Annotated in this window: 23 protein-coding genes and 1 pseudogene; 13 read left to right on the top strand and 11 right to left on the bottom strand. The window is 67.3% G+C overall.

Annotation, left to right across the window (positions count from 1 at the left end):
* Window positions 1-2: 2 nt before the first annotated feature.
* The gene (locus JWS13_RS19830; protein ID WP_206007139.1) at window positions 3-1,064 is read right to left on the bottom strand and encodes a Gfo/Idh/MocA family protein; all 1,062 of its coding nucleotides are present in this window, start codon (window positions 1,062-1,064) and stop codon (window positions 3-5) included.
* Window positions 1,061-2,083 (bottom strand): inositol 2-dehydrogenase, encoded by a 1,023-nt coding sequence (iolG, locus tag JWS13_RS19835; RefSeq protein WP_206007140.1) that lies wholly within the window; start codon window positions 2,081-2,083, stop codon window positions 1,061-1,063. Before iolG ends, JWS13_RS19830 begins: the two co-directional genes overlap by 4 nt.
* A gap of 149 nt (window positions 2,084-2,232) precedes the next feature.
* Here iolG and JWS13_RS19840 point away from each other — a divergent pair, with 149 nt between their 5' ends.
* Window positions 2,233-3,297 (top strand): LacI family DNA-binding transcriptional regulator, encoded by a 1,065-nt coding sequence (locus JWS13_RS19840; RefSeq protein ID WP_241032250.1) that lies wholly within the window; start codon window positions 2,233-2,235, stop codon window positions 3,295-3,297.
* Here JWS13_RS19840 and JWS13_RS19845 read toward each other — a convergent pair.
* Entirely contained in the window at window positions 3,278-4,702 is a 1,425-nt protein-coding gene (locus tag JWS13_RS19845; RefSeq protein WP_206007141.1) for a sugar porter family MFS transporter, read from the bottom strand. The two genes, JWS13_RS19840 and JWS13_RS19845, sit on opposite strands and share 20 nt — an antisense overlap.
* Window positions 4,703-5,052: 350 nt before the next feature.
* Here JWS13_RS19845 and mmsB point away from each other — a divergent pair, with 350 nt between their 5' ends.
* From mmsB to JWS13_RS19865, 4 genes are all read left to right on the top strand, one after another.
* The gene (gene mmsB, locus JWS13_RS19850) at window positions 5,053-5,979 is read left to right on the top strand and encodes a 3-hydroxyisobutyrate dehydrogenase (protein ID WP_338050667.1); all 927 of its coding nucleotides are present in this window, start codon (window positions 5,053-5,055) and stop codon (window positions 5,977-5,979) included.
* Between the two features lie 37 nt (window positions 5,980-6,016).
* Window positions 6,017-6,586 carry an adenylate kinase gene (locus tag JWS13_RS19855; protein WP_206007143.1) on the top strand — a complete coding sequence of 190 codons (570 nt, stop codon included), beginning with the start codon at window positions 6,017-6,019 and terminating at the stop codon, window positions 6,584-6,586.
* Between the two features lie 70 nt (window positions 6,587-6,656).
* Complete coding sequence (locus JWS13_RS19860) at window positions 6,657-8,159, top strand: aldehyde dehydrogenase family protein (RefSeq protein WP_206007144.1); 1,503 nt, start codon at window positions 6,657-6,659, stop codon at window positions 8,157-8,159.
* A gap of 14 nt (window positions 8,160-8,173) precedes the next feature.
* On the top strand, window positions 8,174-9,388 hold the full coding sequence (locus tag JWS13_RS19865) for a CaiB/BaiF CoA transferase family protein (protein WP_206007145.1): 1,215 nt from the start codon (window positions 8,174-8,176) through the stop codon (window positions 9,386-9,388).
* Between the two features lie 15 nt (window positions 9,389-9,403).
* On the opposite strand, the gene JWS13_RS19870 is transcribed toward JWS13_RS19865, so the two are convergent.
* On the bottom strand, window positions 9,404-10,315 hold the full coding sequence (locus tag JWS13_RS19870) for a LysR family transcriptional regulator (RefSeq protein ID WP_206007146.1): 912 nt from the start codon (window positions 10,313-10,315) through the stop codon (window positions 9,404-9,406).
* Window positions 10,312-10,785, bottom strand: a complete 474-nt coding sequence (locus JWS13_RS19875) for a MarR family winged helix-turn-helix transcriptional regulator (protein ID WP_206007147.1) — start codon at window positions 10,783-10,785, stop codon at window positions 10,312-10,314. Before JWS13_RS19875 ends, JWS13_RS19870 begins: the two co-directional genes overlap by 4 nt.
* A gap of 131 nt (window positions 10,786-10,916) precedes the next feature.
* On the opposite strand from JWS13_RS19875, the gene JWS13_RS19880 reads away from it, so the two are divergent.
* Genes JWS13_RS19880 through JWS13_RS19890 form a run of 3 tightly spaced genes read left to right on the top strand, consistent with a single transcriptional unit; the run spans window position 10,917 to window position 13,923 of the window.
* A complete protein-coding gene (locus tag JWS13_RS19880) occupies window positions 10,917-12,074 on the top strand; it encodes an isobutyryl-CoA dehydrogenase (RefSeq protein ID WP_206007148.1) in 1,158 nt (385 codons plus the stop codon).
* Entirely contained in the window at window positions 12,071-13,150 is a 1,080-nt protein-coding gene (locus JWS13_RS19885) for an enoyl-CoA hydratase/isomerase family protein (RefSeq protein ID WP_206007149.1), read from the top strand. Before JWS13_RS19880 ends, JWS13_RS19885 begins: the two co-directional genes overlap by 4 nt.
* Window positions 13,147-13,923, top strand: coding sequence for an enoyl-CoA hydratase (locus JWS13_RS19890; RefSeq protein WP_206007150.1), 777 nt, complete (start codon window positions 13,147-13,149; stop codon window positions 13,921-13,923). Before JWS13_RS19885 ends, JWS13_RS19890 begins: the two co-directional genes overlap by 4 nt.
* Before the next feature lie 58 nt (window positions 13,924-13,981).
* On the opposite strand, the gene JWS13_RS19895 is transcribed toward JWS13_RS19890, so the two are convergent.
* The 4 genes from JWS13_RS19895 to JWS13_RS19910 all read right to left on the bottom strand — a co-directional run bounded on the left by JWS13_RS19895 (window position 13,982) and on the right by JWS13_RS19910 (window position 18,368).
* Window positions 13,982-14,812 carry an IclR family transcriptional regulator gene (locus tag JWS13_RS19895; RefSeq protein ID WP_206007151.1) on the bottom strand — a complete coding sequence of 277 codons (831 nt, stop codon included), beginning with the start codon at window positions 14,810-14,812 and terminating at the stop codon, window positions 13,982-13,984.
* Between the two features lie 134 nt (window positions 14,813-14,946).
* Window positions 14,947-16,470 carry an aldehyde dehydrogenase (NADP(+)) gene (locus JWS13_RS19900; RefSeq protein ID WP_206007152.1) on the bottom strand — a complete coding sequence of 508 codons (1,524 nt, stop codon included), beginning with the start codon at window positions 16,468-16,470 and terminating at the stop codon, window positions 14,947-14,949.
* Between the two features lie 42 nt (window positions 16,471-16,512).
* Window positions 16,513-17,013 (bottom strand): flavin reductase family protein, encoded by a 501-nt coding sequence (locus JWS13_RS19905; RefSeq protein WP_206007153.1) that lies wholly within the window; start codon window positions 17,011-17,013, stop codon window positions 16,513-16,515.
* Between the two features lie 17 nt (window positions 17,014-17,030).
* A complete protein-coding gene (locus tag JWS13_RS19910; RefSeq protein ID WP_225929366.1) occupies window positions 17,031-18,368 on the bottom strand; it encodes a flavin monoamine oxidase family protein in 1,338 nt (445 codons plus the stop codon).
* Window positions 18,369-18,923: 555 nt separating this feature from the next.
* Here JWS13_RS19910 and JWS13_RS19915 point away from each other — a divergent pair.
* From JWS13_RS19915 to JWS13_RS46460, 5 genes and pseudogenes are all read left to right on the top strand, one after another.
* On the top strand, window positions 18,924-20,261 hold the full coding sequence (locus JWS13_RS19915) for an MFS transporter (protein WP_206007154.1): 1,338 nt from the start codon (window positions 18,924-18,926) through the stop codon (window positions 20,259-20,261).
* A gap of 112 nt (window positions 20,262-20,373) precedes the next feature.
* Entirely contained in the window at window positions 20,374-21,621 is a 1,248-nt protein-coding gene (ribA, locus tag JWS13_RS19920) for a GTP cyclohydrolase II (protein WP_206007155.1), read from the top strand.
* Between the two features lie 83 nt (window positions 21,622-21,704).
* Entirely contained in the window at window positions 21,705-22,133 is a 429-nt protein-coding gene (locus tag JWS13_RS19925; protein WP_206007156.1) for a RidA family protein, read from the top strand.
* A 52-nt stretch (window positions 22,134-22,185) separates the two neighbouring features.
* Complete coding sequence (locus JWS13_RS19930) at window positions 22,186-24,156, top strand: oxidoreductase (protein ID WP_206007157.1); 1,971 nt, start codon at window positions 22,186-22,188, stop codon at window positions 24,154-24,156.
* Window positions 24,157-24,381: 225 nt separating this feature from the next.
* Window positions 24,382-24,500: pseudogene (locus tag JWS13_RS46460) on the top strand (NAD-dependent malic enzyme); the annotation flags it as partial.
* 118 nt (window positions 24,501-24,618) lie between these two features.
* Here the strand turns inward: JWS13_RS46460 and JWS13_RS19935 are convergent.
* Window positions 24,619-24,966 (bottom strand): hypothetical protein, encoded by a 348-nt coding sequence (locus JWS13_RS19935; RefSeq protein ID WP_206007158.1) that lies wholly within the window; start codon window positions 24,964-24,966, stop codon window positions 24,619-24,621.
* A gap of 206 nt (window positions 24,967-25,172) precedes the next feature.
* Window positions 25,173-26,579 carry an APC family permease gene (locus JWS13_RS19940; RefSeq protein WP_206007159.1) on the bottom strand — a complete coding sequence of 469 codons (1,407 nt, stop codon included), beginning with the start codon at window positions 26,577-26,579 and terminating at the stop codon, window positions 25,173-25,175.
* Window positions 26,580-26,615 lie beyond the last annotated feature (36 nt).

A 26,615-nucleotide genomic window follows, 5' to 3' on the forward strand; every position in this document is an offset into this window, starting at 1 on the left:
CCTCAGGAGTGTGCCGTCAGCGCGGGGTCTGCGGCGGACGGGGCGGGGGTGACGGGCCTGCCGAGTTCGGCGGCCTGCCGGACGGCGTCCACGACGGCCGCCTGATCGATCGCGTCGGCGCGGCCGAAGAGCGGGGTTTCGCCGTGACGGATGGCCTGGGAGGCGGCGTCGAACTCGATGCGGTACGCGTCGGTGTTCTCCGGGTCCTCGGCGTGGGTGAGCGCGTACTTGTCGTCGGGGTCGACGTCCAGGCGACGGGTGTGGCCGTCGACCTCGAGTTCGATGTAGCCGGGCCGGCACAGCCAGGGGTCGGGGACGGTGATCTTGCCCTTCGTGCCGATGACCTCAAGTTCGTCGCGGCGCGGGAAGTCCAGTGCGACATCGAGTTGAGCGAGGACGTCGTCAGGCATCTCCAGGGTGGCGGCCAGACGCAGATCGCCGCCTTCGGCGCCGGGGACGGTGTCGAGGACGCGGGCGGCGTGCACCCGGGTGGGGTGCCCGGCGAGCAGCCGGATCGCGCTGACGCAGTAGCAGCCCAGGTCCAGGGACGCTCCCCCGCCGAGGGCGGTGGTGCGCCGGATGTCTCCGGGCTCGACCGACACGGTCAACGCGGCGCGCACGTGCGCGAGCCGGCCGATCGCGCCGTCGACGATCAGGCGCTGCACCAGCCGAGTCTGCGGGTGGTGCCGGTACATCAGGCCCTCGATGCACAACCGGTCGGCGGCCTCGGCGGCATCGAAGCACCGCTCGGCGTCGGCGGCGGTGACGGCGAACGGCTTCTCGCACAACACGTGTTTGCCGGCCTCGAGCGCCTTGACGGTCCACTCGGTGTGCATCGAGATCGGCACCGGGATGTACACGGCCTCGACGTCGTCGCAGGCGAGCAGTTCCTCGTAGGAGCCGAAGCTGGTGGGAACGCCGATCTCGTCGGCGTAGCGGCGTGCCCTGCCGGCGTCGCGGCCGCCGACGGCGACGAGTTCCGCGTGCGGCGAGGCCGCGATCGCGGCGGCGGCCACCCGGCCGATCCCCGCGGTCGAGAGCATTCCCCAGCGGACCGCGGTCATCGCCGTCCCCCTGCCGTGGTCGCGGCGGCCGCGTCGACGGCGACCGCGCGCCCGGTCCGCAGGCTCTCCTCGGCCGCGTCGGCCAGCACCAGTGCGGCGCGGCCGTCCTCGAAGCCGGGTTCGGGCGCCGAGTCGTCGAGAATCGACTGGACGAAGTGGTCGAGCTCGGCACGGTAGGCCGGGGTGTAGCGGTCCAGGAAGAAGTCCAGGTAGGGCGCCGCGCTCTCGGTGCTCTGCGCGGTGAACGCGCGCACCCCGTCCGGGCGCAGGTTGTCCACGGACAGCATCCCGAGCGACCCGAAGGCCTCGAGGCGCTGGTCGTAGCCGAACGTGCAGCGGCGGCTGTTGGTGATGTGACAGAGCGTCCCGTCTGCGCCGCGCAGCGTCACCACCGCCCCGTCGATGTCACCGAGTTCGGCGATGTAGTCGGCGACCAGGTTGCTGCCCATCGCCGAGACCTCGACGACGTCGCCGAGGAAGAATCGTGCCATGTCGAAGTCGTGGATCGTCATGTCGCGGAACAACCCTCCCGAGCCGGCGAGGTATTCGGCGGGAGACGGCGCCGGGTCCCGGCTGACGATGATCAGCTGCTCGAGCCGCCCGATCTCCCCGGTGGCCACCCGCTCGCGCACCGCGCGGAACGAGGGGTCGAAACGGCGATTGAATCCGACCATCACCCTCGACTCGGCAGCCCCGATGCGCGCGCGGCAGTCGTCGACCCGCGCCAGGTCGAGGTCGATCGGCTTCTCGCACAGCACGGCCTTGCCTGCCTCCACCGCCCTGGCGAGCAGGTCGACGTGGGTCGGCGTGGGCGACGCGATGACCACCGCGTCGATGGCCGGGTCGGCGAGCACGGCGTCGACGTCGGAGCCGGGAACACCGCCGAACCGGTCGGCCACCTCACGGGCGGACGCCTCCACGGCGTCACAGACCCGGGTGAGTTCGGCCCGCGGATGCAGCGCGATCGACTCGGCGTGGACGCGTCCGATGCGCCCGCATCCGATCAGGGCGAAGTGCATGGAATTCTCCTACTTAGATCGTTCTAAACGGCGTGGTTCTCACAGTATGTGTGGGTTGGGTCTCACCCGTCAAGAGGAAATTTAGATCGTTCTATACTGGGAACCGCTGCGGCGGGAAATTCCTGCCGCGGACAGCGCTGGGAGGTTTCATGCCGGTACCGACGCCCGAGACGCAGCCCGGTTCGGCGCAGGCCCGCGCCGAACGACGGCCGACGCTGGTCGATGTCGCCAAGCGCGCGGGCGTCTCACGCGCCACCGCGTCGCTGGTCATCCGGGACGCACCGGGCCCGAGCGCCGCATCGCGGGAGCGGGTGCGCGCCGCCGCGGCGGAACTCGGGTACCGCCCCGACGTCGCCGCGCAGGCCCTGCGGCGCAGGCAGAGTCGCCTGCTCGGGGTGATGTTCAGCGCGCACGACCCGTTCCACGCCGACCTGATCGAGAGCATCTACGCCGCCACCGAGGACGCCGGTTACAACGTCGTGCTCAGTGCCGTCGTCCCCAGCCGGGACGAGCATCGCGCGTTCGACGCGCTCACCGCGTCCCGATGCGCGGCGGTGATCCTTCTCGGTGCCAGCGAGGCCGGCGCCACCGACTTCGGCAGTCAACTGCCGGTGGTCGAGATCGGCCGCCCCCCGAAGGGAACGCAGTTCGACGCCGTGCACACCGCGGACGACGAGGGCGCGCGCCTGGCGGTCGATCACCTCGTGTCCCTCGGTCACCGCGACATCGTGCACATCGACGGCGGCGACCGCCCCGGTGCCGCCGAGCGGCGGGCCGGCTACCTCGAAGCGATGCGCTCCCACGGACTCGAACAGCAGGCGCGGGTCCTGCCCGGCGACTACACCGAACAGTCCGGGTCCGCGGCCGCGCGCACCCTCGTCGACAGCGGTGAACTGCCGACCGCCGTGGTCGCGGGCAACGACCAGTGCGCGGTCGGCGTCCTCGACGAACTGCGCCGATCCGGCGTCGACGTCCCCGGGCAGGTCTCGATCGTCGGATACGACGACAGCCGGCTCGCCCGTCTCGCGCACGTCGATCTGACCACCGTCCGCCAGGACGCCGAGCAACTCGTCCGGCTCGCGGTCACCAGCGTCGTCGAACGTCTCGACGGCGGAAGGGAACTCGATCCCGAGCCCCGCGTGTTCTCGCTGTCCCCGCACCTGGTGGTCCGGGGATCCACGGCCCCCGCCCGTCTCACGCGTACTGCCGGCTGAACCGTTCCTCGAGTTCCTCGAGGGACGTGCCGCGGGTTTCGGGAACCGCGCGGGCCACGAACCAGATCGCGCCGACCCCCAAGACCGCGAATGCGAAGAAGGTGTTGGCGATGCCCAGCGCCTGCACGACCGGCGGAAATGCCCACGCCACCACGGCATTGGCGATCCACAGCGCGAACACGCTGACACCGATGGCCAGACTCCTGATCTTCAGCGGGAAGATCTCGGACAGGATGACCCACACCAGCGGGCCGATCGTGGCCTGCATCGAGAACACGAACAGCACGACGAACGTGAGGATCAGGTACGACTTGGCGTCACCGTCGGGCAGCAATCGCGCCGAGAGGCCGACCAGCAGATGGAAAGTCGTCGTGGCGACGAAACCGGCGATCAGCATCTTCCGGCGGTCGATCTTGTTCATCAGCAGCAGGCCGATGGTCATGCCGATCACGCTGAACACCCCGTTGAACGTGTTGGCGATGATCGCCGAACTGGCGGAGAACCCGGCGTCGGCGAGCAACTGCGTGCCGTAGTACATGATCGAGTTGATGCCGGTGAACTGCTGGGCGATACCCAGACCCGCACCGATCAGGACGAGCCGGCGGATCCAGCGCACCCCCAGATCGATGGTGCCCGCGGTCTTCGTCTGCTCCTCCTCGGCGGCGAGCCTGCGGACTTCGTCCATCTCGGCCTCGGCCCGCTCGGGAGACCGGATCTGCCGCAGCACCGCGAGGGCGTCGTTCTCGCGACCGCGCGAGACCAGCCACCGAGGGCTTTCCGGCATCCGCAGCATGCCGACGAACAGCGCGATCGCGGGCAGCACCGCCACGAGGAGCATCAGCCGCCAGATGCCGTCCACGCTCTCGCCCCAGACATTGAAGATGACAGCGTTGACGACGAACGCCGCGAGTTGGCCGACGACGACCATCACCTCGTTGCGGCAGACGATTCCGCCGCGACGCTCGGTCGGGGCGACCTCGGCGAGGTAGACCGGGACGGTCGCGGAGGCCCCGCCGACCGCCAACCCGAGGATGAACCGGAACACGGCGAGGACCTGCCACGACGGGGCCACCACACACCCGAGGGTGCCGACGACGAAGACGATCGCGAGGACCAGGATGTTGTGGCGGCGTCCGTAGCGGTCCGAGAAGTACCCCCCGGCAAGGGCTCCGAAGGCAGCGCCGATGATCAGGATGCTCACCACGAAACCCTCGGTGAACGAGGACAACCCGAGATCTTCCTTCAGCGGCGCGAGCGCACCGTTGATGACGCCGGTGTCGTATCCGAAGAGCAGGCCGCCGAACGTCGCGACGACGACCACGAGGCCGAGGCGCCGCGAGTGCGGTCCGGGACGATCCGCCGGTAGCGCAGACGTCGGGGCAGGGGTGTCAGTTGTTGAGCGCATGAAACTGTCTCCTATCGCCGGGATCCGAGCGCAGGGCGCGGCCGATCCCGCGGGCCGTCGCATCCGAGACGCGACCACCACGTAAGGCCAGTGATTGAGATCGTTCCAAGTTCCCAGCACCTCGGACTTAGAACGATCTAAGTTGCAGGGCAATATTCCGCGAAGATGTGACGTATGTCAAGCCCGAACAACCGCGGCGATGCAATTTTGCACATCCCCCTTGCAGGTTCGGTGATTCCGCGATCGTCCCCGCGCGGGCACACTCGAAACCGTTCCCGGCGGAGAGCGACGCACAGCGGCCCGCTTCCCGGGATTCACCCACGACCTGTTGCTCGGATCGATGCGCGTGCGTGGAACGTCGGCAACCACAAGGAGTACAGATGAGCAAGATCGCTTTCCTCGGGCTCGGAAACATGGGCCTGGGAATGGCCACGAATCTGACACGAGCCGGCCACACGGTCGTCGGATTCGATCCCTCCCCGGCGGCCGCGGAGAAGGCGAAAGCACACGGAATCGCCTTCGCTGACAGTGCTGTCGCCGCCTCCGAGGAGGCCGACGTGATCATCACGATGCTGCCCAGCGGCAAGCACGTGCTCGACGTCTACGCCGACCTGGTCCCGGCTGCGCGGGCGGGAACCCTGTTCCTCGACTGCTCGACGATCGACGTCGCCGACGCGCGGGCGGCCGCCGAACTCGCCGTCACCGCCGGGCACCGTGCAGTGGACGCCCCCGTCTCCGGCGGCACCGTCGGTGCGGACGGCGGAACCCTCACATTCATGGTCGGCGGTCCGGCCGACGCGGTGGACCAGGCTGCCACGTTCCTCGATGCCATGGGGTCCCGCATCGTCCGATGCGGCGACGCCGGCGCCGGACAGGCCGCGAAGATCTGCAACAACATGATCCTGGGAATCTCCATGATCGCCGTCAGCGAGGCTTTCGCGCTGGGCGCCAAGCTGGGCCTGACCGACCAGGCACTGTTCGACGTCTCGTCGACCGCGTCCGGTCAGTGCTGGGCGCTGACGACCAACTGCCCGGTCCCCGGTCCGGTTCCGACCAGCCCCGCCAACCGCGACTACGCCGGCGGATTCGGGAGTGCGTTGATGCTCAAGGATCTTCGCCTCGCGCAGGCCGCCGCCACCGACAACGGGGTGGACACCTCGCTCGGACGGCGCGCAACCGAACTGTACGAACAGTTCGTCGCGCAGGACGGCCCGGGCCGCGACTTCTCCGCGATCGTGACGGCGATCCGTTCCGGCGCCTTCGACGCGCAAGCATAACCGTCGTCATCCCCGCTCGACGCGAAAGGAATTCGTTGTGCGCATCATTCTGACAGGACCGCCCGGAGCGGGTAAAGGAACTCAGGCGCAGTCGCTTTCGTCGGAACTGCAGATCCCCCACATCTCGACCGGCGATCTGTTCCGCAGCAATATCGCGCAGGGCACGGAACTGGGCCTGCGAGCGAAGTCGTTCCTCGATGCAGGCGAACTGGTGCCGGACGACGTCACGATCGGCATGGTGGTGGAGCGACTCACTGACGGCGACACGACCGCCGGGTTCATTCTGGACGGCTTCCCCCGCACCGTGGCTCAGGCAATCGCCCTCGACGAAGTCCTGGCCGAGCAGCTGATCCAGATCAACGCTGTTCTCGACTTTTCGATCGCGGACGATGCGGTCGTCGGGCGGATGCTGGCCCGCGGACGCGCCGACGACACCGAGGACGTCATCCGTCGACGTCTGCGGGTCTATCACGACGAGACCCGCCCGCTGCTCGACTACTACTCGGCACTGCTGCTGACGGTCGATGCGGACGGGGAGGTCGACGACGTCTACGCCCACGCGATCGACGCGCTGTCCGAGCGCGGACGTGTCGCGCCCACTCCCTAGCACTGCCCCTATTGCTTCCGTCTTCGCTGCACTCGCAGCCGAGCTATCCGTATATCAAGGAGATTCCGACATGACCTCCACTCAGCCCACACTCGCCGATCTCGCGATTCCCGAAGCGCGCGACTACCCCATGTTCGTCGACGGTGGTTGGGTCGAAGCCCGCTCCGGCGAATGGACGGACGTGACGACCCCGGTCCTGCGGGAGCACGTGATCGGCCGGGTCCCGTCGTCGAGCACGGAGGATGTCGATCGGGCGGTCCGCGCGGCGAACAAGGCGTTCCCGCAGTGGCGTTCCCAGCACTTCACCGCGCGCGCCCGGATCCTGGCGAAGATCGCCGACGCCATCGACGCCCGCTCCGAGGAACTCGCACGCCTCACCGCCCTCGACACCGGCAACGCGCTGCGCACCCAGGCCCGCCCCGAGGTCGCCACCCTGGCGAACCTGTTCCGCTACTTCGCCGGCGTCGCGGGTGAGATCAAGGGCACCGTGCTGCCTGCAGGCGACGACCAGCTGCAGTACTCCCGGCAGGAGCCGCTCGGTGTCATCGGCGCCATCCTGCCCTGGAACTCCCCGCTGATGATCGCCGGCTTCAAGATCCCCGCGGCCCTCGTCGCCGGCAACACCGTCGTTGTCAAGGCCGCCGAAGCCGCACCGCTCAGCGTCCTGCTGCTCGCCGAGATCTGCGCCGAATACCTGCCCGCCGGTGTCCTCAACGTCATCACCGGTTCCGGCCGGGTGGCCGGTGAGGCGCTCGTGCAGCACCCGGACGTTCACAAGGTCTCGTTCACCGGTTCCACCGAGGTCGGCCGCCACGTGGCCCGCGAAGCCGGCGGCCGCCTGGCCCACGTCTCCCTCGAACTCGGCGGCAAGAACCCCTCCATCGTGTTCCCCGACGTCGACGTCGACGACGACTTCATCAACCAGCTGCTGCTCTCCACCCGCGTGCACCGGCAGGGCCAGAGCTGCACCGCCGGCTCCCGCCTGTTCCTTCACCAGGACATCTACGACCAGGTCCTCGACCGACTCGTCACCACCCTCGCCGGCCTGAAAGTCGGTAACCCGCTGGACGAGGCGACGGACATGGGCGCCATCATCAACGACAAGCAGTTCGCGTCGGTGAACGGATTCCTCGAGGACGGCCTGAGCTCGACCAAGGTCTCCACCGTCCTCGACGGCTCCCCCGACACGATCGGCAACACCGACGGCTACTACATGGGCCCGACCGTGTTCTCCGGCGCCGACAACACCTGGCGCCTGTCGCGGGAAGAGATCTTCGGACCCGCCCTGGTCGCGATCCCGTGGAACGACCACGCCGACGTCATCTCGATGGCCAACGACTCGCACTACGGCCTGGCCGCGTACGTGTGGACGCACAACCTCGACCTGGCCCTGTCCACGGCCCACGCGCTCGAAACCGGGTGGGTGCAGGTCAACCAGGGTGGCGGCCAGATGGTCGGCCAGTCGTACGGCGGATACAAGCAGAGCGGCCTCGGCCGCGAGGTGTCCCTCGAGGGCATGATCGCCGGATTCACCCAGACCAAGCAGGTCAACGTGCGCCTGCGCACACTCTGAGGAGGGAACGCATCATGACTGTCGGACCTCTCAACGACATTCTCGTGCTCGACGTTTCGCGGGCACTGGCCGGACCGATCGCCGCGATGATGCTCGGCGACCTCGGCGCCCGCGTCATCAAGGTCGAAGCGCCGGGCACCGGCGACGACTCCCGCACCTGGGGGCCGCCGTTCGTCGGGCCGCAGGACGACCCGCAGTCGTCGTACTTCATGTCGGCGAACCGGAACAAGGAATCGATCGTGCTGGATCTGAAATCCGAGCACGGCAAGGACGCGCTGCGTCGTCTCATCCGGCAGGCGGACGTGCTGATCGAGAACCTCCGGCCGGGCGCCTTCGATCGCCTCGGGTTTTCGCCGGAGGTGCTCGAGGAACTCAACTCGCGGCTGATCACGTTGTCGATCACCGGGTTCGGGCACGACGGTCCGGAAGGATCGCGTGCGGGCTACGACCAAATCGCCCAGGGCGAGGCCGGACTCATGTCGGTGACCGGTGACCCCGACGGGGAACCGACGCGGATCGGAGTCCCCGTGGCGGACGTCCTCGCCGGTGTCCACGGGACTGCCGGGGTGTCAGCGGCGCTGGCGGCCCGGGAGAAGACCGGCAAGGGCATGGTGGTCCGGACGTCGCTGTTGGCCGCGGCCGTCAGTGCGCACACCTTTCAGGGCACGAAGTGGACCGTCGGCGGTCAGGTCGCGCAGCGGTCCGGCAACCACCATCCGCAGATCGCCCCGTACGGCAGCTTTCGCTGTGGTGATGGTTATGTGCAGATCGCGGTCGGCAGCGAGGCGATCTGGGCGAAGTTCGCCCCGGTGGCCGGGTTGTCGGCCACCGATCCGCGGTTCGCGGTCAACCGTGACCGGGTCGCGGCCCGCGACGCACTGATCGCCGCCATCGAGGCCGACTTCGCCGGCCGCACTCGGGTCGATGTGCTCGCCGCGCTCGAGGCCGCGGGTGTTCCCGCGGGATCGATCCGGACGATCGACGAGGTCTACGAGTGGGAGCAGACCCGCAGCCAGGGACTGCTGCTCGAGGTCGAGCACCCGGTGGTGGGACCTGTGCAGTTGCCCGGCCCGTCCCTGCGGATGGAAACGGCAGGCGGCGACTCGCTGGTGCGCACCGAGCATGCCGCACCACCGGTGCTCGGACAGCACACCGAACAGATCCTCGACTGGCTCGACGCGGTGGACGCCGCCGATCCGCTCGACACCAGGGTGCCCGCGCAGGCGTGACGCCGACCGGCGGAACTACCTGGTGGGGACCAGTTCTTCTCGACGACTGAGAGCCTCTTCCTGGATCGCTTGCCGCACAGCCTGTACCGCAGGATTGGTCAGGCTTTCGCGGCGAGCGGCCAGGGAGAAGGCGAGTCGGACGTCGACGGTGTCGGGCAGGATCCGGCGCAGATCGGCGTGCTGGTCGGCCATGAACGCCGGCAGCAGTCCGATGCCGCCGCCGCACCGGGTGGCCGCGACGTGAGCGAAGATGTTGGTGGACATGAATTTTGCCGCGACTCCGGGCAGATGACGGTTCAAGTCGAGGTCCCCGACCTGCAGCAGGGAGTCGACGAAGAAGACCAGCGGGTGCGTCGTCAGCTCCTCGATGCTGCCGGGTTCACCGTGGTCGCGGAAGTACTGTTCGCTGCCGTACAACCCGAGCGAGTACTGGCACACGCGTTCGGAGACCAGCCGACTGGTGATCGGCGTCCCCACCGCGACGGCCAGGTCGAACCCTGATTGATAGAGATTGAGTTGCCGTGTATCGGTGACTAATTCGACGACGAGATGCGGATGATTCATTCTCAGCTTGGCCAGCGCCGGAGCAACGAACAACGAGCCGAACCCGTCCGGGGCGGTGATCCGGACCGTTCCCCGCAGCGGATTCTCGCTGATGCCGAGGACCACGTCGGCCGCTTCCTGAACGGCTTCCTCGATTCGTTGCGCCTTTTCCGCGATCGATCGGCCGACATCGGTCAACTCCCAACCGTCGGCACTGCGTTGCAGCAGGCGGACACCGAGGGCCTTCTCGAGCGCGCGCACGCGCCTCGAGACGGTGGTGTGATCGACACCCAGGTCCAACGCCGCGGATTGGCGGCGACCGGTGCGCGCCACGGCGAGCAGGTACCGCAGATCGTCCGAGCGAATATTGCGTACGTCGATCACGGCCGGCCCTCCGACAGTTCGGCGGCCGCGGTCGATGCCCGCCGGGTTGCGGCGAGTAACAGTTGCAGACCCTCGTGCAGGCGGTGCATGTCCTGCGGGTCCGCGAGCGCGACGCCGTCGAGGGCTCGGCTCGCCGACGCCCCGACCTCGAGGCCCTTGTCGGTGACCGTGACCAGGGTCGAGCGACGGTCGGAGCGATTGATCGCCCGCACACACAGCCCTGCGTCTTCGAGGCCGTCGACGAGCGTTCCGATGGTGGTCGGGTGCCGGTCCAGGGCACGGACGATCCGCACCATGGGCAGTGGGCCGTTCTCGGCGACCATCATGGCCAGAACCTCGTACCGGGCGAACGACAGGCCGAGTGGGCGCAACGCGGAGTTGAGGTGGTTGGTGATCAGCTTCTGCGTCTGCAGGACGGCGGCGATCAGCGCCGTGGCCGGCGCCGGGTGGGGTGGTTGCGTAGTGGCCACCGGTAGCCTCCTCGTGGTTCGTACTCGGGCATCCAATGAACGACCACTTTCGGGTCACATCCCACTGGCAATTTACATGGATATCCAACTATAGTACTTCCAACTACCCGAACCTGAAAGGGTCGATTTGTATGTTCACCTTGACCGATGACGAGCGGGCGATCAGTGACACGGCCCGTGATTTCGCGGCCGAACATCTGGCGCCGCATGCTGTGGAGTGGGATCAGACCAAGCATTTCCCGGTGGATGTGCTGCGGAAGGCGGCCTCGCTGGGGATGGGCGGGATCTACATCCGCGAGGATGTGGGCGGCTCCGAGCTGACCCGGGTGGATGCGGCCCGGATCTTCGAGCAGTTGGCGAAGGGCTGCCCGTCGATCGCCGCCTACATTTCCATCCACAACATGGTGACCTGGATGATCGACAAGTTCGGCACCGACGAGCAGCGGCACACCTGGGTGCCGGGTTTGTGTGCGATGGATCAGCTGGGCAGCTACTGCCTGACCGAACCCGGTGCCGGCTCGGATGCGGCGGCGTTGAGCACCAGGGCGGTCCGCGACGGCGACGACTACGTTTTGAACGGGGTCAAGCAGTTCATCTCCGGGGCCGGCACGTCGGAGGTGTATGTGGTGATGGCCCGCACCGGCGAGAGCGGGCCGCGCGGCATTTCGGCGTTCATCGTGCCGAAGGATTCGGCGGGGCTGTCGTTCGGGCCGAACGAGGTGAAGATGGGCTGGAATGCCCAGCCGACCCGGCAGGTGATCTTCGAGGACGTGCGGGTGCCGGCGGGCAACCTCCTCGGTGCGGAGGGCGGCGGGTTCCGGATCGCGATGGCCGGCCTGAACGGGGGCCGGTTGAACATCGCCGCCTGCTCGGTCGGCGGCGCGCAGACCGCCCTGGACAAGGCCGTCGCGTATCTGGCGGACCGCAAGGCGTTCGGGTCCTCGTTGCTCGAGTCGCAGGCGTTGCAGTTCCAGCTCGCGGACATGCGCACCGAACTCGAGGCCGCCCGCACCCTGCTGTGGCGGGCCGCGGCCGCGCTGGAGGAGGGCGCCCCGGACGTGGTGGAGTTGTGTGCGATGGCGAAGCGGTTCGCCACCGACACCGGGTTCGAGGTCGCGAACAAGGCGCTGCAGTTGCACGGCGGGTACGGCTATCTTGCCGAGTACGGGATCGAGAAGATCGTCCGCGACCTGCGGGTGCATCAGATCCTCGAGGGCAGCAACGAGATCATGCGGGTGGTCATCGCCCGCAGCATCGTGGCGGGACACGGGAAGCAGGGAGCGGCATGACAGACGCGGCAACAGCAGAGCCGGAAGTTCTGATCGGCAAGCACGGTGGTGTGGGCCGGATCGTGCTGAACCGGCCGAAGGCGATCAACGCCCTCAACCACACCATGGTGGCGCGGATCGCCCCGGCGCTGGCGGAGTGGGCCGGGGACGACGAGGTGCGGGCGGTGCTGATCACCGGCGCCGGGGAACGCGGCCTGTGCGCCGGCGGGGACATCGTCTCGATCTACCACGACGCCAAGGAAGGGGGTACCGGGTCGCGGGAGTTCTGGCGCGACGAGTACCTCCTCAACGCCGCGATCGCGAACTACCCGAAGCCGTATGTGGCGATCATGGACGGCATCGTGATGGGCGGCGGGGTCGGGGTGTCGGCACACGGCAGTGTGCGGGTCGTGACCGAGCGGTCGATGATCGGGATGCCCGAGACCGGGATCGGGTTCGTCCCCGACGTCGGCGGCACCTACCTGCTGGCCCGTACCCCGGGGGAGCTGGGCACCCACATCGCGCTCACCACGGCACGGCTCAGTGCGGGGGATGCGATCGCGTGCGGGTTCGCCGACCACTACATCCCCTCCGGGAAAATCGACGCGTTCGTCGAGGCCCTGGCGACTTCGTCGGTGGAGGAGGCGTTGGCCGCGTGCACCGAACCGGCCCCCGAATCGGACCTGCTGGCGCAGCAGGACTGGATCGACGCCGCGTACTCCGCGGACAGCGTCGCCGAGATCGTGGCCCGGCTGCAGGCCAGCGGGGTGCCGGAAGCGGCGAAGGCGGCCGAGCAGGTGCTGGCGAAGTCACCGACCGCGTGCGCGGTCACGTTGGCGTCGCTGCGCCGGGCCCGGGTCGCGGGCAGCCTCGAGGAGGTCCTGAACGAGGAGTTCCGGGTGTCCGTCGCCTGTTTGGGTTCGGCCGATCTGGTCGAGGGGATCCGGGCGCAGGTCGTCGACAAGGACCGCAACCCGCACTGGTCACCCGCGACGATCGACGAGGTGACCGACGCCACCGTCGCCACGTTCTTCGCACCCCTCGGCGACCTCGAACTCGGCCTCACGGCCCCTACGACAACCGGAGATCAGCAGTGACCGACTACGACACCATCCTCCTCGACCGCAAGGGCCGGGTCGGGATCATCACCCTCAACCGCCCGAAAGCGCTGAACGCGTTGAACTCCCAACTGCTGCGCGAACTCGTCACGGCAGTCGAGGAACTCGACAGCGACAGCGACATCGGCGCGATCCTCGTCACCGGGTCGGACCGGGCGTTCGCCGCCGGCGCCGACATCAAGGAGATGCAGACCAAGTCGTACATGGACGTGTACCTCGACGACTTCTTCTCCATCGGCGACCGCATCGCCGCCGCCCGTAAACCCATCGTTGCCGCGGTCGCGGGATACGCCCTCGGCGGCGGGTGCGAACTGGCGATGATGTGCGACATCCTGCTCGCCGCCGACACCGCCAAGTTCGGTCAGCCCGAGATCAAACTCGGCGTCATTCCCGGAATCGGTGGCTCACAACGCCTCACGCGTGCCGTCGGCAAGGCCAAGGCGATGGAACTGTGTCTCACCGGCCGGAACATGGACGCCGAGGAGGCCGAACGCGCCGGACTCGTCGCCCGCATCGTCCCGGCCGCCGACCTGTTCGACGAGGCACTGCAGACGGCCACCACCGTCGCCGAGATGTCGCTGCCCGTCGCGATGATGGCGAAGGAAGCAGTCAACCGGTCCTTCGAGACCACCCTCAGCGAGGGAATTCGCTTCGAACGACGCGTATTCCACTCGACCTTCGCCACCGAGGACCAGAAGGAAGGCATGGCCGCATTCGTCGAAAAGCGGTCGCCGGAGTTCACCCACCGGTAGCCCCCCGCCCTGACCCGAACACCCCGCACCGAACATCCGGTGCGGGGTGTTCGTGGGTCTAGTCGGCGGCGTCTCGCCAGAAGACGTCGATGAGGCGGTCGACGATCTGCTGCATCTGCTGCAGAGCTTCGGGGATCCGGTCGCGGCCGAACCGGTACCGCGGACCGTTGAGGGTCAAGATCGCGACCAGGTTTCCGGCGGGGTCGCGAATCGGGCGCGAGAGGGACAGCAGTTCTTCTTCGAGCTCGTTGTCGATGACACCGAAACCTTGTTCACGGACCTGGTCGAGTTCCCTCAGCAGAACCTTCCGGTCGGTGATGGTGTGTTCGGTGAAGGCCTCGAGCTTCTCCGGCAGCAGTGCGACGAGCTTCTCCAGCGGCCACTCCGCGAGCAGAACCTTGCCGGTGGAGCTGGCGTGGAGCGGGTATTGGCGTCCGACCATGTCGTTCGCCATCCGGGACATGATGCCGACGACGTGCGATCCGGAGGCCTCGGCGATCAGATCGAGACCGTCGTTGGAATTGGGCACCGACATGGTCACCGATTCGTTGACCTTGTCGGCCAGCTCCTGCAGCAGCGGCTGCGCGCGGGCAGCCAGACCCGCGTACGGGTCGGCGTGCCGGCCGAGCCGGGCCATCTCCCATCCGAGGATGTAGTTGTTGTCGACCCGGTCCACGAGGCCGGTGCGCTCGAGGCTGTAGAGCAGACGGAACGCGGTGGGCCTGGAGATCTTGACCGCTTTCGCCAAAGTCGTCACCGTCGCACCGGTTTTCGGCTGGGCCGCGATTTCGCGGAGCAGCCGGACGGCTTTCGTCACCGACTTGTTGGCGATCTCCGCGGGCTCGGCGGCTTCTCCGTCGCCGTACTCGGTAGCCTCGGGCTCGGTCATGGCACCCCCTTGCTCTCCGGTGCGCCCCGACTCGACGTGACGCGTTCTCACGTCCACCATACATGCTAAGTGTTCAGTAAGTGAACGCTCATGGTGTGCGGTGGACCCGATCACGTCGAGGCGGAGGCGGGAGATCAGGAGTGCGAGCGCCCCCAGCCGACCGATTCGCCGGCGGCGTTGACCGCCTGCGGAACCTGGAGGGGATTCCGGTCCTGGACGGGTGCCGGAAGCAGGCTTTCGGGGGCGTCCTGATACGTGACCGGACGGAGGAAGCGTCGAATAGCGGTGGTGCCCACCGAGGTATGCGCGACCGCGGTGGTCGCGGGGTACGGGCCACCGTGATGTTGGGCGGGGGTGACCGCGACGCCGGTGGGCCAGCCGTTGAAGACGAGTCGGCCGGCGCGGGTCGCGGCGATCCGGGTGAGCCTGCGGAGTTCGTCCTGCTCCTCGGGTGTCGGCTCGGTTCGGGTGTGGACGGTCACGGTGAGGGTGCCGTCGACGCTGCCGAGGACGCGGTGGACTTCGTCCTCGCTGCCGTATTCGGCGATGATCGCGGCGGGTCCGAAGCTCTCTTCGAGAAGGGTGTCCGCGTGGGCTCCCAGGTGTTCGGCGGTGGTGCGCAGCAGAGTGGGGCTGACCGCGGGGACGCCGCTCTCGCCGGTCGACGCGGTGCCCTTCACCAGGACCTCGACACCGGGGACGGCAGCGGTTTCCTCGATCCGGTGGTGGTAGCCCTCGGCGATCTTGGCGGTGAGCATCCGGGCCGCGGGAACCTGCTGGGTGAGGGCGGTGATGCGGTCGGTGATCGGCGAGCCGGCGGGGACCAGCAGGATGCCGGGCTTGGTGCAGAACTGTCCCGCACCGAGGGTGAACGAACCGACGAAGCCGGTGGCGATGTCTTCGGCTCGCTCGTCGAGGGCGCCGGCGGTGACGACGGCCGGGTTCACGCTGCCGAGCTCACCGAAGAAGGGGATCGGGATGGGGCGTGCGGCGGCGATGTCGAACAGGGCCCGGCCGCCGGCGACGGATCCAGTGAACCCTGCCGCGGTGATCCGCGGGTCCTTCAGTGCGCGGACTCCGGCGTCGAATCCACTGATCAGCGCGAAGACACCCTCAGGGGCACCGGCGGTGGCCAGGGCGTCGCGGACGATCGCGGCGGTGGCGGCGGAGGTGCGGGGGTGACCGGGGTGTGCCTTCAGGACTACCGGGCAGCCGGCGGCCAGTGCCGAGGCGGTGTCGGTGCCCGCGACGGAGAACGCGAACGGGAAGTTGCTGGCGGAAAAGACCAGAACCGGACCCACGGGGATCTGGTACCGGCGCAGATCCGGGCGGGGGCCGAGGACGAAGTCCGGGTCGGCGCGGTCGATGATCACGTCCAGGAAGGTGCCGTCGATCAGTTCCTCGGCGAACATGCGCAGTTGGACGCAGGTGCGGTTCACTTCGCCGGTCAGCCGGCCCTCGGGCAGTCCGGTCTCCTCCATTGCCACGCCGACCAGTGCCGAGGCCTGCCCTTCGAGGGCGTCGGCGACGGCGGTGAGGACGGTGGCCCGCTCGTGCGGTGCGCGGTCCGCCCAGTACGTGGCCGCGCTCGTGGCGGCGGCGAGGACGGTTTCGAGTTGTTCGTCGGTGGTGTCGGCAAGGTGCGTGGTGTCGGTCATGACGTCCTTCTGTCGGAGATCGCGGAGGTGGTGGGCGTGCGGTCAGGCGACGGCGGGTTCGCGGTATCCGCCGAGGCGGCCCTTGTGGAAGACCAGCGGTTCGCTGTCGCCCGCGGCGTCCATCTGCAGGACCCTGGCGATCACGATGACGTGGTCGCCGCCGTCGAGTTCGTGAGTGACCTCGCAGTCGATCCAGGCGTGCGCTCCGGCGATCCGGGGTGATCCGGCCTCGGACAGCGACCAGTCGATGTCGGCGAACTTGTTGGGCTGTTTGCCCGAGAGGGCGCGGCAGACCGACTCCTGTCCGTCGGCGAGGACGCTCGCACACAGTCGGCCGGCGGCGCGGACCTTCGGCCAGCTGGTGGAGGTGTGGGCCACGCTGAAGCTGACGAGCGGCGGCTCGAGTGACAGGGACTGGAAGGTGCCGACCACCAGGCCGCAGGGGTATTCGGCGGTGGGGGTGATCCCAGACAGGGCCACTACTCCGGTCGGGAGGTGTCCCATCACGCTGCGGTAGTGCGTCTGGTCGATGGTGCTGAGCATGGTGGCTCCTTGTCGGGTCATGCGCCGGCTGGGCTGCCGGTGAGATGGGGGGTCAGGGTGTCGGTGATGTCACGGGAGGTGTGCAGGGCGCGTTCGATGGCTCCGTCGATGAAACCGGGCCACAGGTTGGCGGTGTCGCTGCCGGCGAAGTGCAGTACACCCTCGGTGCGCTGCTGTCCGTCCAGGTAGCGAGTGAGCTGGTTCGGGCGGTGCATGAGCCAGGTTTCCCGAGAGTGGGGATCGGCCATCCAGTCGTGTCCGGTGACCTCCAGTACCTCGAGGTCGTCGCGCCAGACGGTGAGTGCCCGGGTGACCGCGTCGATGTCTTCGGGGTGGAGGCGGGTGGCGTCCGCGCCGAAGCCCACCAGCACGGCGTCGCTGTCACCGACGTACTCGGTGCGCACCACCGCGAGCGGATGGTCGGCCGACGAATACGCGGCGAACGGGGCGATCGGCCCGCGCACCCGGATCCAGACCTTCACACCGCGCGACGCGACCTTCTCGCGGGCTGCGGCGCGTTTGTCCTCGTTCAGCGGTGGTTGCACGTCGAGGTCGCCGAGGAGGTTCTGCGGCAGCGTCAGCACGACACGTCGCGCCGAGATCCGGCGCCCGTCGCTGGTCTGCACGTCGGCGCCCTCGGGATGGTGGTCGATGCGGCAGACCTCGGCCTGGGTTCGGATCTCGGCGCGGCTGTCCGCGGCGAGCGCCGCGACCAGTGCCTCCGTTCCCCCGCTGAGCCGGAACACCGCCGAGGCCTCGTGCATCAACTGCCACGATCCGGCCGTGGCCGCGGTCCATCGCAGGGCGCTGGTGAAGGCACCGTCGGCGAGCGGTCCGTTGAAATGGCCGATCCAGGCGGCCTCGTTGGCGTGGTACTCGTCGTCACCGAGGCGGAGTTCGTCGAGCTTGTCCTGAATGCTGAAGCCGTCGATCTCCGAAAGATCTGTCCGGTCGTTCGGATTTTCGGCGGGCCGGGGAAGCCAGGTCATCGTCGCGGCGGTCAGCCGGCGCATTCCCGGTTCGATCAGCTGGAGATAGTCGTCGATGCTGCCGGTGCGGACCCGGTCGCCGGCAAGCCAGTAGACCTGCTCGGGGCGGGGACCGCGGGTGATGGGCAGTCCGTATCGGGTGATCTCGGCCCACACGTGCGGCTGCAGCCAGTGCACCCAGGTCCCGCCGATCTCCAGGTCGCGGCCGAGCCGACGGTCCGTCCATACTCGGCCGCCGAGTCGGGGACGTGCCTCCAGCACGATCACCCGCAGACCTGCCCGGGAGAGTTCCCGGGCGGCGACGAGCCCGGAGATACCGGCACCGACGACCACGACGTCGGCGGTCTCGCTGACTTCGGACCCCATGGCCCCTCCGTTCGATAGGTTGACGTTCATTATGTGAACGTCTCGTTCACTTTTGGTGACACCGATCATGCGTTCCACGTCACAATCTGTCAAGACGCGAGGCGGGTCACCGGGGCGTCAGGACGCGATTTCACCCGCACGACCAATGCAGGAGAGGCGACGATTCAATCCCTCGCACACCACATGCTTCGAGGTCGCATGGGCGGCAGGGCTTCCCGATCTCCACGCTCCGCCCATGCCTACCGTCACCGGCGTCCACACCCCGAGTTCGAATCCAGCCTTGACGCACGCTGAGGTCCATGTCACACTTTTGATCGCAGCGTTCAGTTTATGAACACATCACGGACTGTTCGCGTATCCCGTAAACGCCCATCCTCCGGTTTGCCAAGCTGCCGGCGAGTAGTGAACTCGTCACTACGCAGCTCCCACGAAGGTCGTGACATCTGTGCGAACATCCCCCTCTCGCTCATTCGCCCACCCGACCGACTACTGCCATCCCGCGTCCGCCGACCGTGCCGTCCGGTACCTCGGCGCCCGCCAGCAAGGAGTGACCTGGTGACGACAACCAATCAGGAATCCGTCAGTCGGAACAAACAGGGTTCGATCGACAAGCAGCGATTCACCACCAAACTGACCGGCGTGATCGCCGGCGGCATGTTCATCGACGGCTACATCCTCGGCGTCGTCGGCACCGTCATCGCAGCGATCACCGTCGATCTCGACATGTCGTTGTTCTGGGAAGGGCTGATCGGAGCATCCGCGCTCGTCGGCATCTTCATCGGCGGCCCCCTCGGCGGCTGGCTCGCCGACAGACTCGGTCGCAAGCCGCTCTTCGCGATCGACCTGGCGATCTTCATCTTCGGTTCGGTACTGCAGTTCTTCGTCGACTCGGCGTGGCAACTGTTCATCGTCCGCCTGCTGATGGGCATCGCGATCGGCGCCGACTACTCCGTCGGCTGGCCGCTGCTCTCCGAGTTCTCCCCTCGGCGGCTGCGCGGCAAGTTGCTGGCCTTCTGCGAGGTCGCCTGGTATGTCGGCTTCATGTTCGCCTTCGTGGTCGGTTACGTCATGACCACCGCCCTCTCCGTGGATTGGCGAATCATCCTCGGCACCAGCACTATCCCTGCGGTTATCTTGTTCCTCGCACGACTCGGGATGCCGGAGTCGCCGCGCTGGTTGATGAACAAGGGACGTACCGAGGAGGCGACCGAGATCGCCCACGCCTATCTCGAGGACCCGACCGACGTCCTCGACATCACGAACGAGGAGACCCGCAAGGGCACGTTCGCGATGTTGTTCTCCCCCGCCTACCGGCGCGCCACCATCTTCGTCTCCGTCTTCTGGTTCTGCTGCGTGGCACCGTACTTCGCAATCGCCACGTTTGCCGCGAGCGTTCTGTCCGACTATGGTCTCGGTGACGGGCTCATCGGCGCCATCGGCGTCAACGGACTCGCCCTGGTCGGAGTCGTGGTGTCGGTTCTGCTGATCGAACGCATCGGCCGCCGCAAGCTGACCATCCCACAGCAGTGGGTGTGTGCGGTGGTCCTGCTCATCATCGGCTTGTGGACCTCGGCGCCACCGGCGTTGGTACTGATCTGTTTCCTGGTCTTCGCGTTCGCCAACGCCATGTGCACCGCCCTGACCGGCGTCTACCCCGGCGAGATCTTCCCCACCGAGATCCGCGGTCTCGGAACCGGATTCGCCACCGCGTTCAGCCGGATCGGGGCCGGCCTGGGCACCTTCCTGCTGCCCTGGTCGATGCACAACCTCGGCGCCGGTGTCACCATGCTGATCGCCGCAGGAATCTGCGTCGTCGGCGCGGCGGTCTCCCAGGTCCTCGCGCCGGAGACCATGGGCCGCAACCTCAGCGAAACCTCAGCTCCCCGTTCGTAACCCCCAGCAGCGGAGCGCCCGGAACGACAACGCGGTCACCCCGGGCGCTCCGCACCCCACCCGAGCGACTCGCCACCACAGTGCGGCCGTGCAACGAAAGGAACCAGCGATCATGTCGACCATCACCGACGCCGTCACCGCACTGGCGAACAAAGGCATCGTTCTCGTCGTCGACGACGAAGACCGGGAGAACGAGGGCGACCTGATCATGGCCGCCGAACACGCCACCACCGACACGGTGGCCTTCTTCCTCGAACACACGTCCGGCTTCCTGTGCGTCGCCATCGACGAATCCCGCGCCGACACACTCGGCCTCGACCTGATGGTGCCCGACAACACCGAGCGCCACCACACCGCATTCCTGGTCAGCGTCGACTACACCCGCGGCACGACCACCGGCATCAGCGCAGGCGACCGGGCCGCGACCGTCCGGGCACTCGCCGATCCGGGCCTCGCGCCCGCCGACCTCGCCCGGCCCGGCCACGTGATGCCGCTGCTCGCCAAGCCCGGTGGCGTACTCGAACGTCCCGGCCACACCGAGGCGGGAGTCGACTTGTGCCGCATGGCCGGGCTGAGCGGGGAGGCGCTGCTCTGCGAAATCGTCACCCCCGACCGGCGAGAGATGATGCGCGGCAAAGACCTCGAGGAGTTCGCTGTCGCCCACGGCATTCCGATGGTGTCCATCGCCGACCTGCAGGCGTGGCGCCGGCGCACGGCCCGCAGCGAGCAGGTCGTACACCGCATCGCACCGCCCGCCCGCACCGTGGTCCGCACCGGCCGGAGCACACTGCCCACCGAGGTCGGCACGTTCGACGCCCTCGCCTTCGAATCGGCGGGCGACGGCATCGAGCACATGGCCCTGGTGATGGGAGATCCCGCCGCCGACGCGGCGCCGCTGGTGCGCCTGCACAGCGAGTGCCTGACCGGCGACCTCGCCGGTTCCCTGCGCTGCGACTGCGGAACCCAGTTCCGGTCCGCGCTCAGCGCGATCGCCGACGCCGGCTCCGGTGTCCTGATCTACCTGCGCGGACACGAGGGCCGCGGCATCGGACTCGGTCACAAACTCCGCGCCTACGAGCTGCAGCAGCACGAAGGTCTCGACACCGTCGACGCCAACCTCAGCCTCGGACTGCCCGTCGACAGCCGCGACTACCGCGCCGCCTGCGAGATCCTCGACGATCTCGGCGTCCGCCGGGTGCGGCTGATGACCAACAACCCGGACAAGGTCGCGGCCCTCAGGGATCACGGCATCACCGTGACCGAACAACTCGCCCACGAATCCCTTCCCACCCGCCACAACCTGCCGTACCTGGTGGCCAAGCGCGACCGCCTCGGCCACACGCTGCAGCGACTCGGCTGAGCACCCGGGAACGGCACTCCTGCCGCGTCATCCGCGTGGCATCACCGACGGCCCCCACCGGGGCCCGACCCGAAAGGATCACCATGACGACCACCGAGAACATCGTCGAAACCCGCCCGGCACCCTTCACCTGGGCACAGTCCGCGCAGTACAGCCAGGGCGCCAAGGCCGGCGAGCTGGTGTTCACCTCCGGTCAGGCCGGCTACGACGACGCCGGCAACCTCGTCGAGGGCGGCTTCGAAGCCCAGGCACGCCAGGTGTTCCGCAACATCGACAAGATCCTGACCCAGCACGGCGCCTCGATGTCGTCGGTGGTCAAGCTGACCGCCTACCTGGGCAACCGCGACGACTTCGACACGTTCAAGAAGGTGCGCGCCGAGTTCTTCTCCGCCCCGTATCCCGCGGTGACCGCGGTGCAGAACTCGTTCCTCGTCGAGGGCATGCTCTTCGAAGCGGACGCCGTCGCCGTCGCCGGTGCCCAGCGAGTCCTCGCCGACACCGACGCCAGCTAGCTCCTCACCGAGCCTCCGACCCTTTCCACCACCAGTACAGAACTGGGATTCCATGTCTGCCACCCTCTTTCCGAACCTGTTCTCCCCGCTCCAGGTCGGTGACGTCACCCTGAAGAACCGCATCTTCTCCTCCGGGCACGACACCGTGATGGTGCACGACGGCGCGGTCACCGACCAACTCGTCGAATACCACCGCGCCCGGGCAGTCGGCGGTGCCGGGCTGATCATCATGCAGGTCGCCGGTATCCACGAGACCGCGCGGTACACCTACCACGTGCTCATGGCCACCGACGACAGCTGCATCGAGGGATACCGGCGCGTCGCCGAGGCCGTGCACGAGCACGGGTGCGCCCTGTTCGGGCAGGTGTTCCACCCGGGACGGGAGATCATGGAATCCCAGGACGGTGCGCTCCCGGTCGCGTACGCCCCGTCGGCCGTGCCGAACGAACGATTCCGGGTGATGCCCCGGCCGATGTCCCAGGCGATGATCGCCGAGGTCGTCGCCGGGTACGCGGCCGGAGCTCGACGCCTCCAGCAGGCCGGACTCGACGGTGTCGAGATCGTCGCCAGCCACGGCTACCTGCCCGCCCAGTTCCTCAACCCGGAACTGAACGTGCGCACCGACCGGTACGGCGGCGACCTCGACAACCGGATGCGGTTCCTGCGTGAGATCGTCGCGGCCGTCCGCGAGGCCGTCGGACCCGGGTTCGCGGTCGGCGTCCGGGTGTCCGGCATCGAGCATGCCTCCGTGGAGGACGAGCCCACCGACATCGTGGAGGTGTGCCGCAGGCTCGACGCCGACGGTCTACTGGACTTCCTGAACGTCACCGAGGGCACGTCCGCCAGCCGGTCCGGGTCCCTGCACATCGTCCCGCCGATGAGCGAGGAAGCCGCCTACACCGCACCCGCCGCCGCGAAAGTCAAGGCAGCGGTGTCGGTTCCGGTGCTCGTGGCCGGGCGGATCAACCAACCGCAGGAAGCCGAGATCGTCGTCGCCAAGGGGCAGGCCGACGCCTGCGCGATGACCCGGGCCCTGATCTGCGACCCGGAAATGCCGGCGAAGGCGCAGGCCGAGCGACCGGACGACATCCGGGCCTGCATCGGCTGCAACCAGGCGTGCATCGGTCACTTCCAGGCCGGCTACCCGATCTCCTGCATCCAGCGACCGGAGACCGGACGTGAACGCGAGTTCGGCACCCTGGTGCTCACCCCGAAACCGAAGGACGTCATGGTCGTCGGCGGCGGGCCCGCCGGGATGAAGGCCGCCTCGGTCGCCGCCCAGCGCGGTCACCGGGTCACCCTGTACGAGGCGAGCGGCCGGGTCGGCGGACAGGTACTGCTCGCCGAGCGGCTGCCCGGCCGGTCCGAGTTCGGCGGCGCAGCAACCAATCTGCAGTCCGAACTCGACCGCTACGGGGTCATCGTGAAGACACGCGTCGAGGTCGATGCGGCGATGATCACCGGGGAACGCCCGGACCACGTCATCATCGCGACCGGCGCCACCCCGTACCGGCCGCACCTCGAACTGGACGGGGACATGCCCGTCCTCGACGCCTGGGACGTGATCACCTCGAACGGCGGGAACACGCCGAAGGGTGAGATCGTGGTCGCCGACTGGCGTGGCGACTGGACCGGACTCGGGGTCGCGGAAATGCTTGCCCGCGAGGGGCGCAAGGTGACACTGTGCGTCAACGGCTACGCGGCCGGCGAAAACCTGCAGCAGTTCACCCGCGTCTCCATGCTGCGGGCAGCCACCGAGGCGAAGGTCCGCATCGTTCCGCACGCACGCCTGTTCGGGGCGGACGACGACACCGTGTATCTGGTCAACACCCTGACCGGCGAACCGATCATCCTCGACGGCATCGACGGCCTCGTCCTCGCCCTCGGGCACCAGCAGAACGACTCCCTACTCGCCGAACTCGAATCCACCGGCATCTCGTACACCGGAGTCGGCGACTGCCTGGCCCCACGCACCGTGGAAGAGGCCGTACTCGACGGCCTGAAAGCTGCCGCAGCCATCTAGAGCCCCGAGTCGGTCCCGCTACCTCGGGCAGCGGGAACGACTCGGCGGGAAAAGCTTTCGCAACGACAAGGAAGAACGTCCTGAGTGCAGAACACACACCACATCCGCGGACACACCGACGAACTGCAGGAGTAACCCATCGTGACATTGACTTCCGAACCCACCACACCGCAGGCAGCCTGAACTGATCGACGGGGAGTCTTCGCCGGGCACCTCGGCGGCAAGCTGTCCGTCGAGCTGACCGCTCCCCTCGATTCCCAACGGATCTGTCCATCGCCTATCCCCCGGGTGTCGCGCAGGTCTCCCGAGCCATCGCCGCCGACGATGCTGGTAAGTCGCGATATCAGAACCTGGCGAATACCTACTCCCCTGGCAGGCGTACCGGAGACCATCCATGTCCGTCCCCTGGTTGCATGCACCATCAGTGACCACCCTGATACGTGCCGCGCGAACTGCAGATCGTCACGGCGGAGACTGCTGTTCGATGAATAACGAGATGGCCTGCGCGAACATCTCCCCTTCGGTATCCCCGTCAACGTCGAAGTAGCCGTTGACGTCCTTGAGGATGTTCGAGTGGTAGCCGGCTCCACTGCGGCGTTCTAATCGTATGCTTCCCCGTTTGAAGCAGGATTCTTTGGAATGGGTGATCGCTGTGACGTCGGCCAGGGGAATCACGCGGGGCGATATGCGCTTCTTGCAACGGTGGGTAAGGATCCCGAAGTGAAAGAGGGTGACTGTCCGTTCGATCGGGTCGAAGACTGCGGTACATCCAAGCCCTCGATGCACCAAAACATGTGGGTCAGTCGTCATCAGTACCCTCTAGTTCGGGAGTATCGGCGATACGCCGGTGGGCATCGTCGCTGGTGAAGTTCTCACCGGATCAGCACTTCTCGCAATAGGTGCTCATGAACTGCTAGCCCGAAGCACACGTTCGATAGGCGAGCACGCGAGAGTGGTAGCTGCCGACCCGTGAGATCAGATGGTCGTCACGGGTCGGCAGGGATTGGTGTTGGCTGCTAGCGCGTGACCGATTCGCTCGATTTCCGAGACCAAACCTTTGATCCTGCCCAACAGGCCAGAGCCACTACGATGAGCACACCCTCGGCGATCAGGTATTCGGGGTCCTGACTTGCCAAGGCAAGCGCAGTGAATCCGATGACTGCGATCGGCGGAAGCGGCCACAACTTCATCTTGTAGGGGCGCTCTTCATCGCGCATATTGAATCGGCTCCAGAACGCAGCAAGACCGACGCAAAGGTATACCGCTGCGATCACAGTTCCCGCGAAGATGATCAGGAAGTTCAATGCTGAGCTGAAGATCAGGATTGCAGCCGGAACAACCAGGACGACAACACCAGCCGCCGGCGCCTGGAACCTGTTCAACTTGCCAAGCTTGTTGTTCACCGCATCCGGCCAGATCTTGTCTCGACCTGTGGTGTACACGCCCCGCCCGAAGTACATGAGCAGCGACAGCATGGCGTTGAAGAGTGCAACGATTCCACCCACGTCGACGATGTACCGTGCGTACGGTCCCAGGGACTGCTCGACGGAGTACACAACCGGTGCCGGCGCGTTGAAGAACTCGGTCAGGTCGGGTGCGGCGATCACGGCGGCGGTCAGTGGCACGACGATCAGCACGCACGCCATGATCGCGGAGATGATGACGGCGCGTCCGATCGCGCGTTCTCCGCCCTTGAGTTCTTCGGAGAACCCCAATGCGGCGTCATATCCGTTGATCACATTGAAGGCGGGCGCCAGCGTTGCCAGCATTACGACGAATCCGACCGCGCCGAGCTGCCCGTTGGTCAGCATTGTCGGGTGGATGGTTACGTCGGTCAGTGATTGGCTCGGGTCTTTCAAGGCTGCGAAGGTGATGATCGAGAGAACGATGACCTCCACGATGACCATGACTGCGGTCGCCCATGCCCCGACTTCGACCTTCGTCAGGGCGATCGCCATTGCGAGACCCAGCAGTACCAAGGCAATGGCCTGATCGGGCAGGGAGATCCCTGGAAACAGGTCTTTGATGAAGGCAACCATGCCGAGTGAGATACTCGCCGGGATGACTACACCTTGGATCAGGTAGTTGAAGGTGGTGATCCATGAGATGGGACCGGGTAGCACCCTCCTGACGAGGGAGTACATTCCACCGGCGATGGGAAACATACTGGCAAGCTCGGCGAGACAGATCGCGATCAGGATGACGACAACCGAGAGGATGAGGCTCGCTCCGATTGCGAATGTTCCTCCAACGGCGAAGATCCCCGCCGAGAGGAAGAGGACGCCCATTGTTGGGGAGACGTCCGCCATGGCGAGTCCGACGACCTCCCAGACACTCAGTCGTCTGTCGAGTTGCTGCTCGTAACCGAGTTCTTCGAGCCGCGACTTAGGCTTGCTCGTCGGCTCTGTGCTTGTTTCTTGCATTTCGATTTCCTTCGGGACCATTGACGAGTGGGAGGT

This window comes from Rhodococcus pseudokoreensis (assembly GCF_017068395.1).
GTDB classification, from domain to species: domain Bacteria; phylum Actinomycetota; class Actinomycetes; order Mycobacteriales; family Mycobacteriaceae; genus Rhodococcus_F; species Rhodococcus_F pseudokoreensis.

Excerpts from the sequence above, each read along its gene's own strand:
- JWS13_RS19880 (WP_206007148.1), top strand. The coding sequence starts at position 10,917 with ATGTTCACCTTGACCGATGACGAGCGGGCGATCAGTGACACGGCCCGT.
- JWS13_RS19840 (WP_241032250.1), top strand. The coding sequence starts at position 2,233 with ATGCCGGTACCGACGCCCGAGACGCAGCCCGGTTCGGCGCAGGCCCGC.
- ribA (WP_206007155.1), top strand. The coding sequence starts at position 20,374 with ATGTCGACCATCACCGACGCCGTCACCGCACTGGCGAACAAAGGCATC.
- JWS13_RS19900 (WP_206007152.1), bottom strand. The coding sequence starts at position 16,470 with ATGACCGACACCACGCACCTTGCCGACACCACCGACGAACAACTCGAA.
- JWS13_RS19865 (WP_206007145.1), top strand. The coding sequence starts at position 8,174 with ATGACTGTCGGACCTCTCAACGACATTCTCGTGCTCGACGTTTCGCGG.
- JWS13_RS19860 (WP_206007144.1), top strand. The coding sequence starts at position 6,657 with ATGACCTCCACTCAGCCCACACTCGCCGATCTCGCGATTCCCGAAGCG.
- JWS13_RS19940 (WP_206007159.1), bottom strand. The coding sequence starts at position 26,579 with ATGCAAGAAACAAGCACAGAGCCGACGAGCAAGCCTAAGTCGCGGCTC.
- JWS13_RS19905 (WP_206007153.1), bottom strand. The coding sequence starts at position 17,013 with ATGCTCAGCACCATCGACCAGACGCACTACCGCAGCGTGATGGGACAC.
- JWS13_RS19830 (WP_206007139.1), bottom strand. The coding sequence starts at position 1,064 with ATGACCGCGGTCCGCTGGGGAATGCTCTCGACCGCGGGGATCGGCCGG.
- JWS13_RS19930 (WP_206007157.1), top strand. The coding sequence starts at position 22,186 with ATGTCTGCCACCCTCTTTCCGAACCTGTTCTCCCCGCTCCAGGTCGGT.
- JWS13_RS19845 (WP_206007141.1), bottom strand. The coding sequence starts at position 4,702 with ATGCGCTCAACAACTGACACCCCTGCCCCGACGTCTGCGCTACCGGCG.
- JWS13_RS19925 (WP_206007156.1), top strand. The coding sequence starts at position 21,705 with ATGACGACCACCGAGAACATCGTCGAAACCCGCCCGGCACCCTTCACC.
- JWS13_RS19935 (WP_206007158.1), bottom strand. The coding sequence starts at position 24,966 with ATGACGACTGACCCACATGTTTTGGTGCATCGAGGGCTTGGATGTACC.
- iolG (WP_206007140.1), bottom strand. The coding sequence starts at position 2,083 with ATGCACTTCGCCCTGATCGGATGCGGGCGCATCGGACGCGTCCACGCC.
- JWS13_RS19895 (WP_206007151.1), bottom strand. The coding sequence starts at position 14,812 with ATGACCGAGCCCGAGGCTACCGAGTACGGCGACGGAGAAGCCGCCGAG.
- JWS13_RS19885 (WP_206007149.1), top strand. The coding sequence starts at position 12,071 with ATGACAGACGCGGCAACAGCAGAGCCGGAAGTTCTGATCGGCAAGCAC.
- JWS13_RS19910 (WP_225929366.1), bottom strand. The coding sequence starts at position 18,368 with ATGGGGTCCGAAGTCAGCGAGACCGCCGACGTCGTGGTCGTCGGTGCC.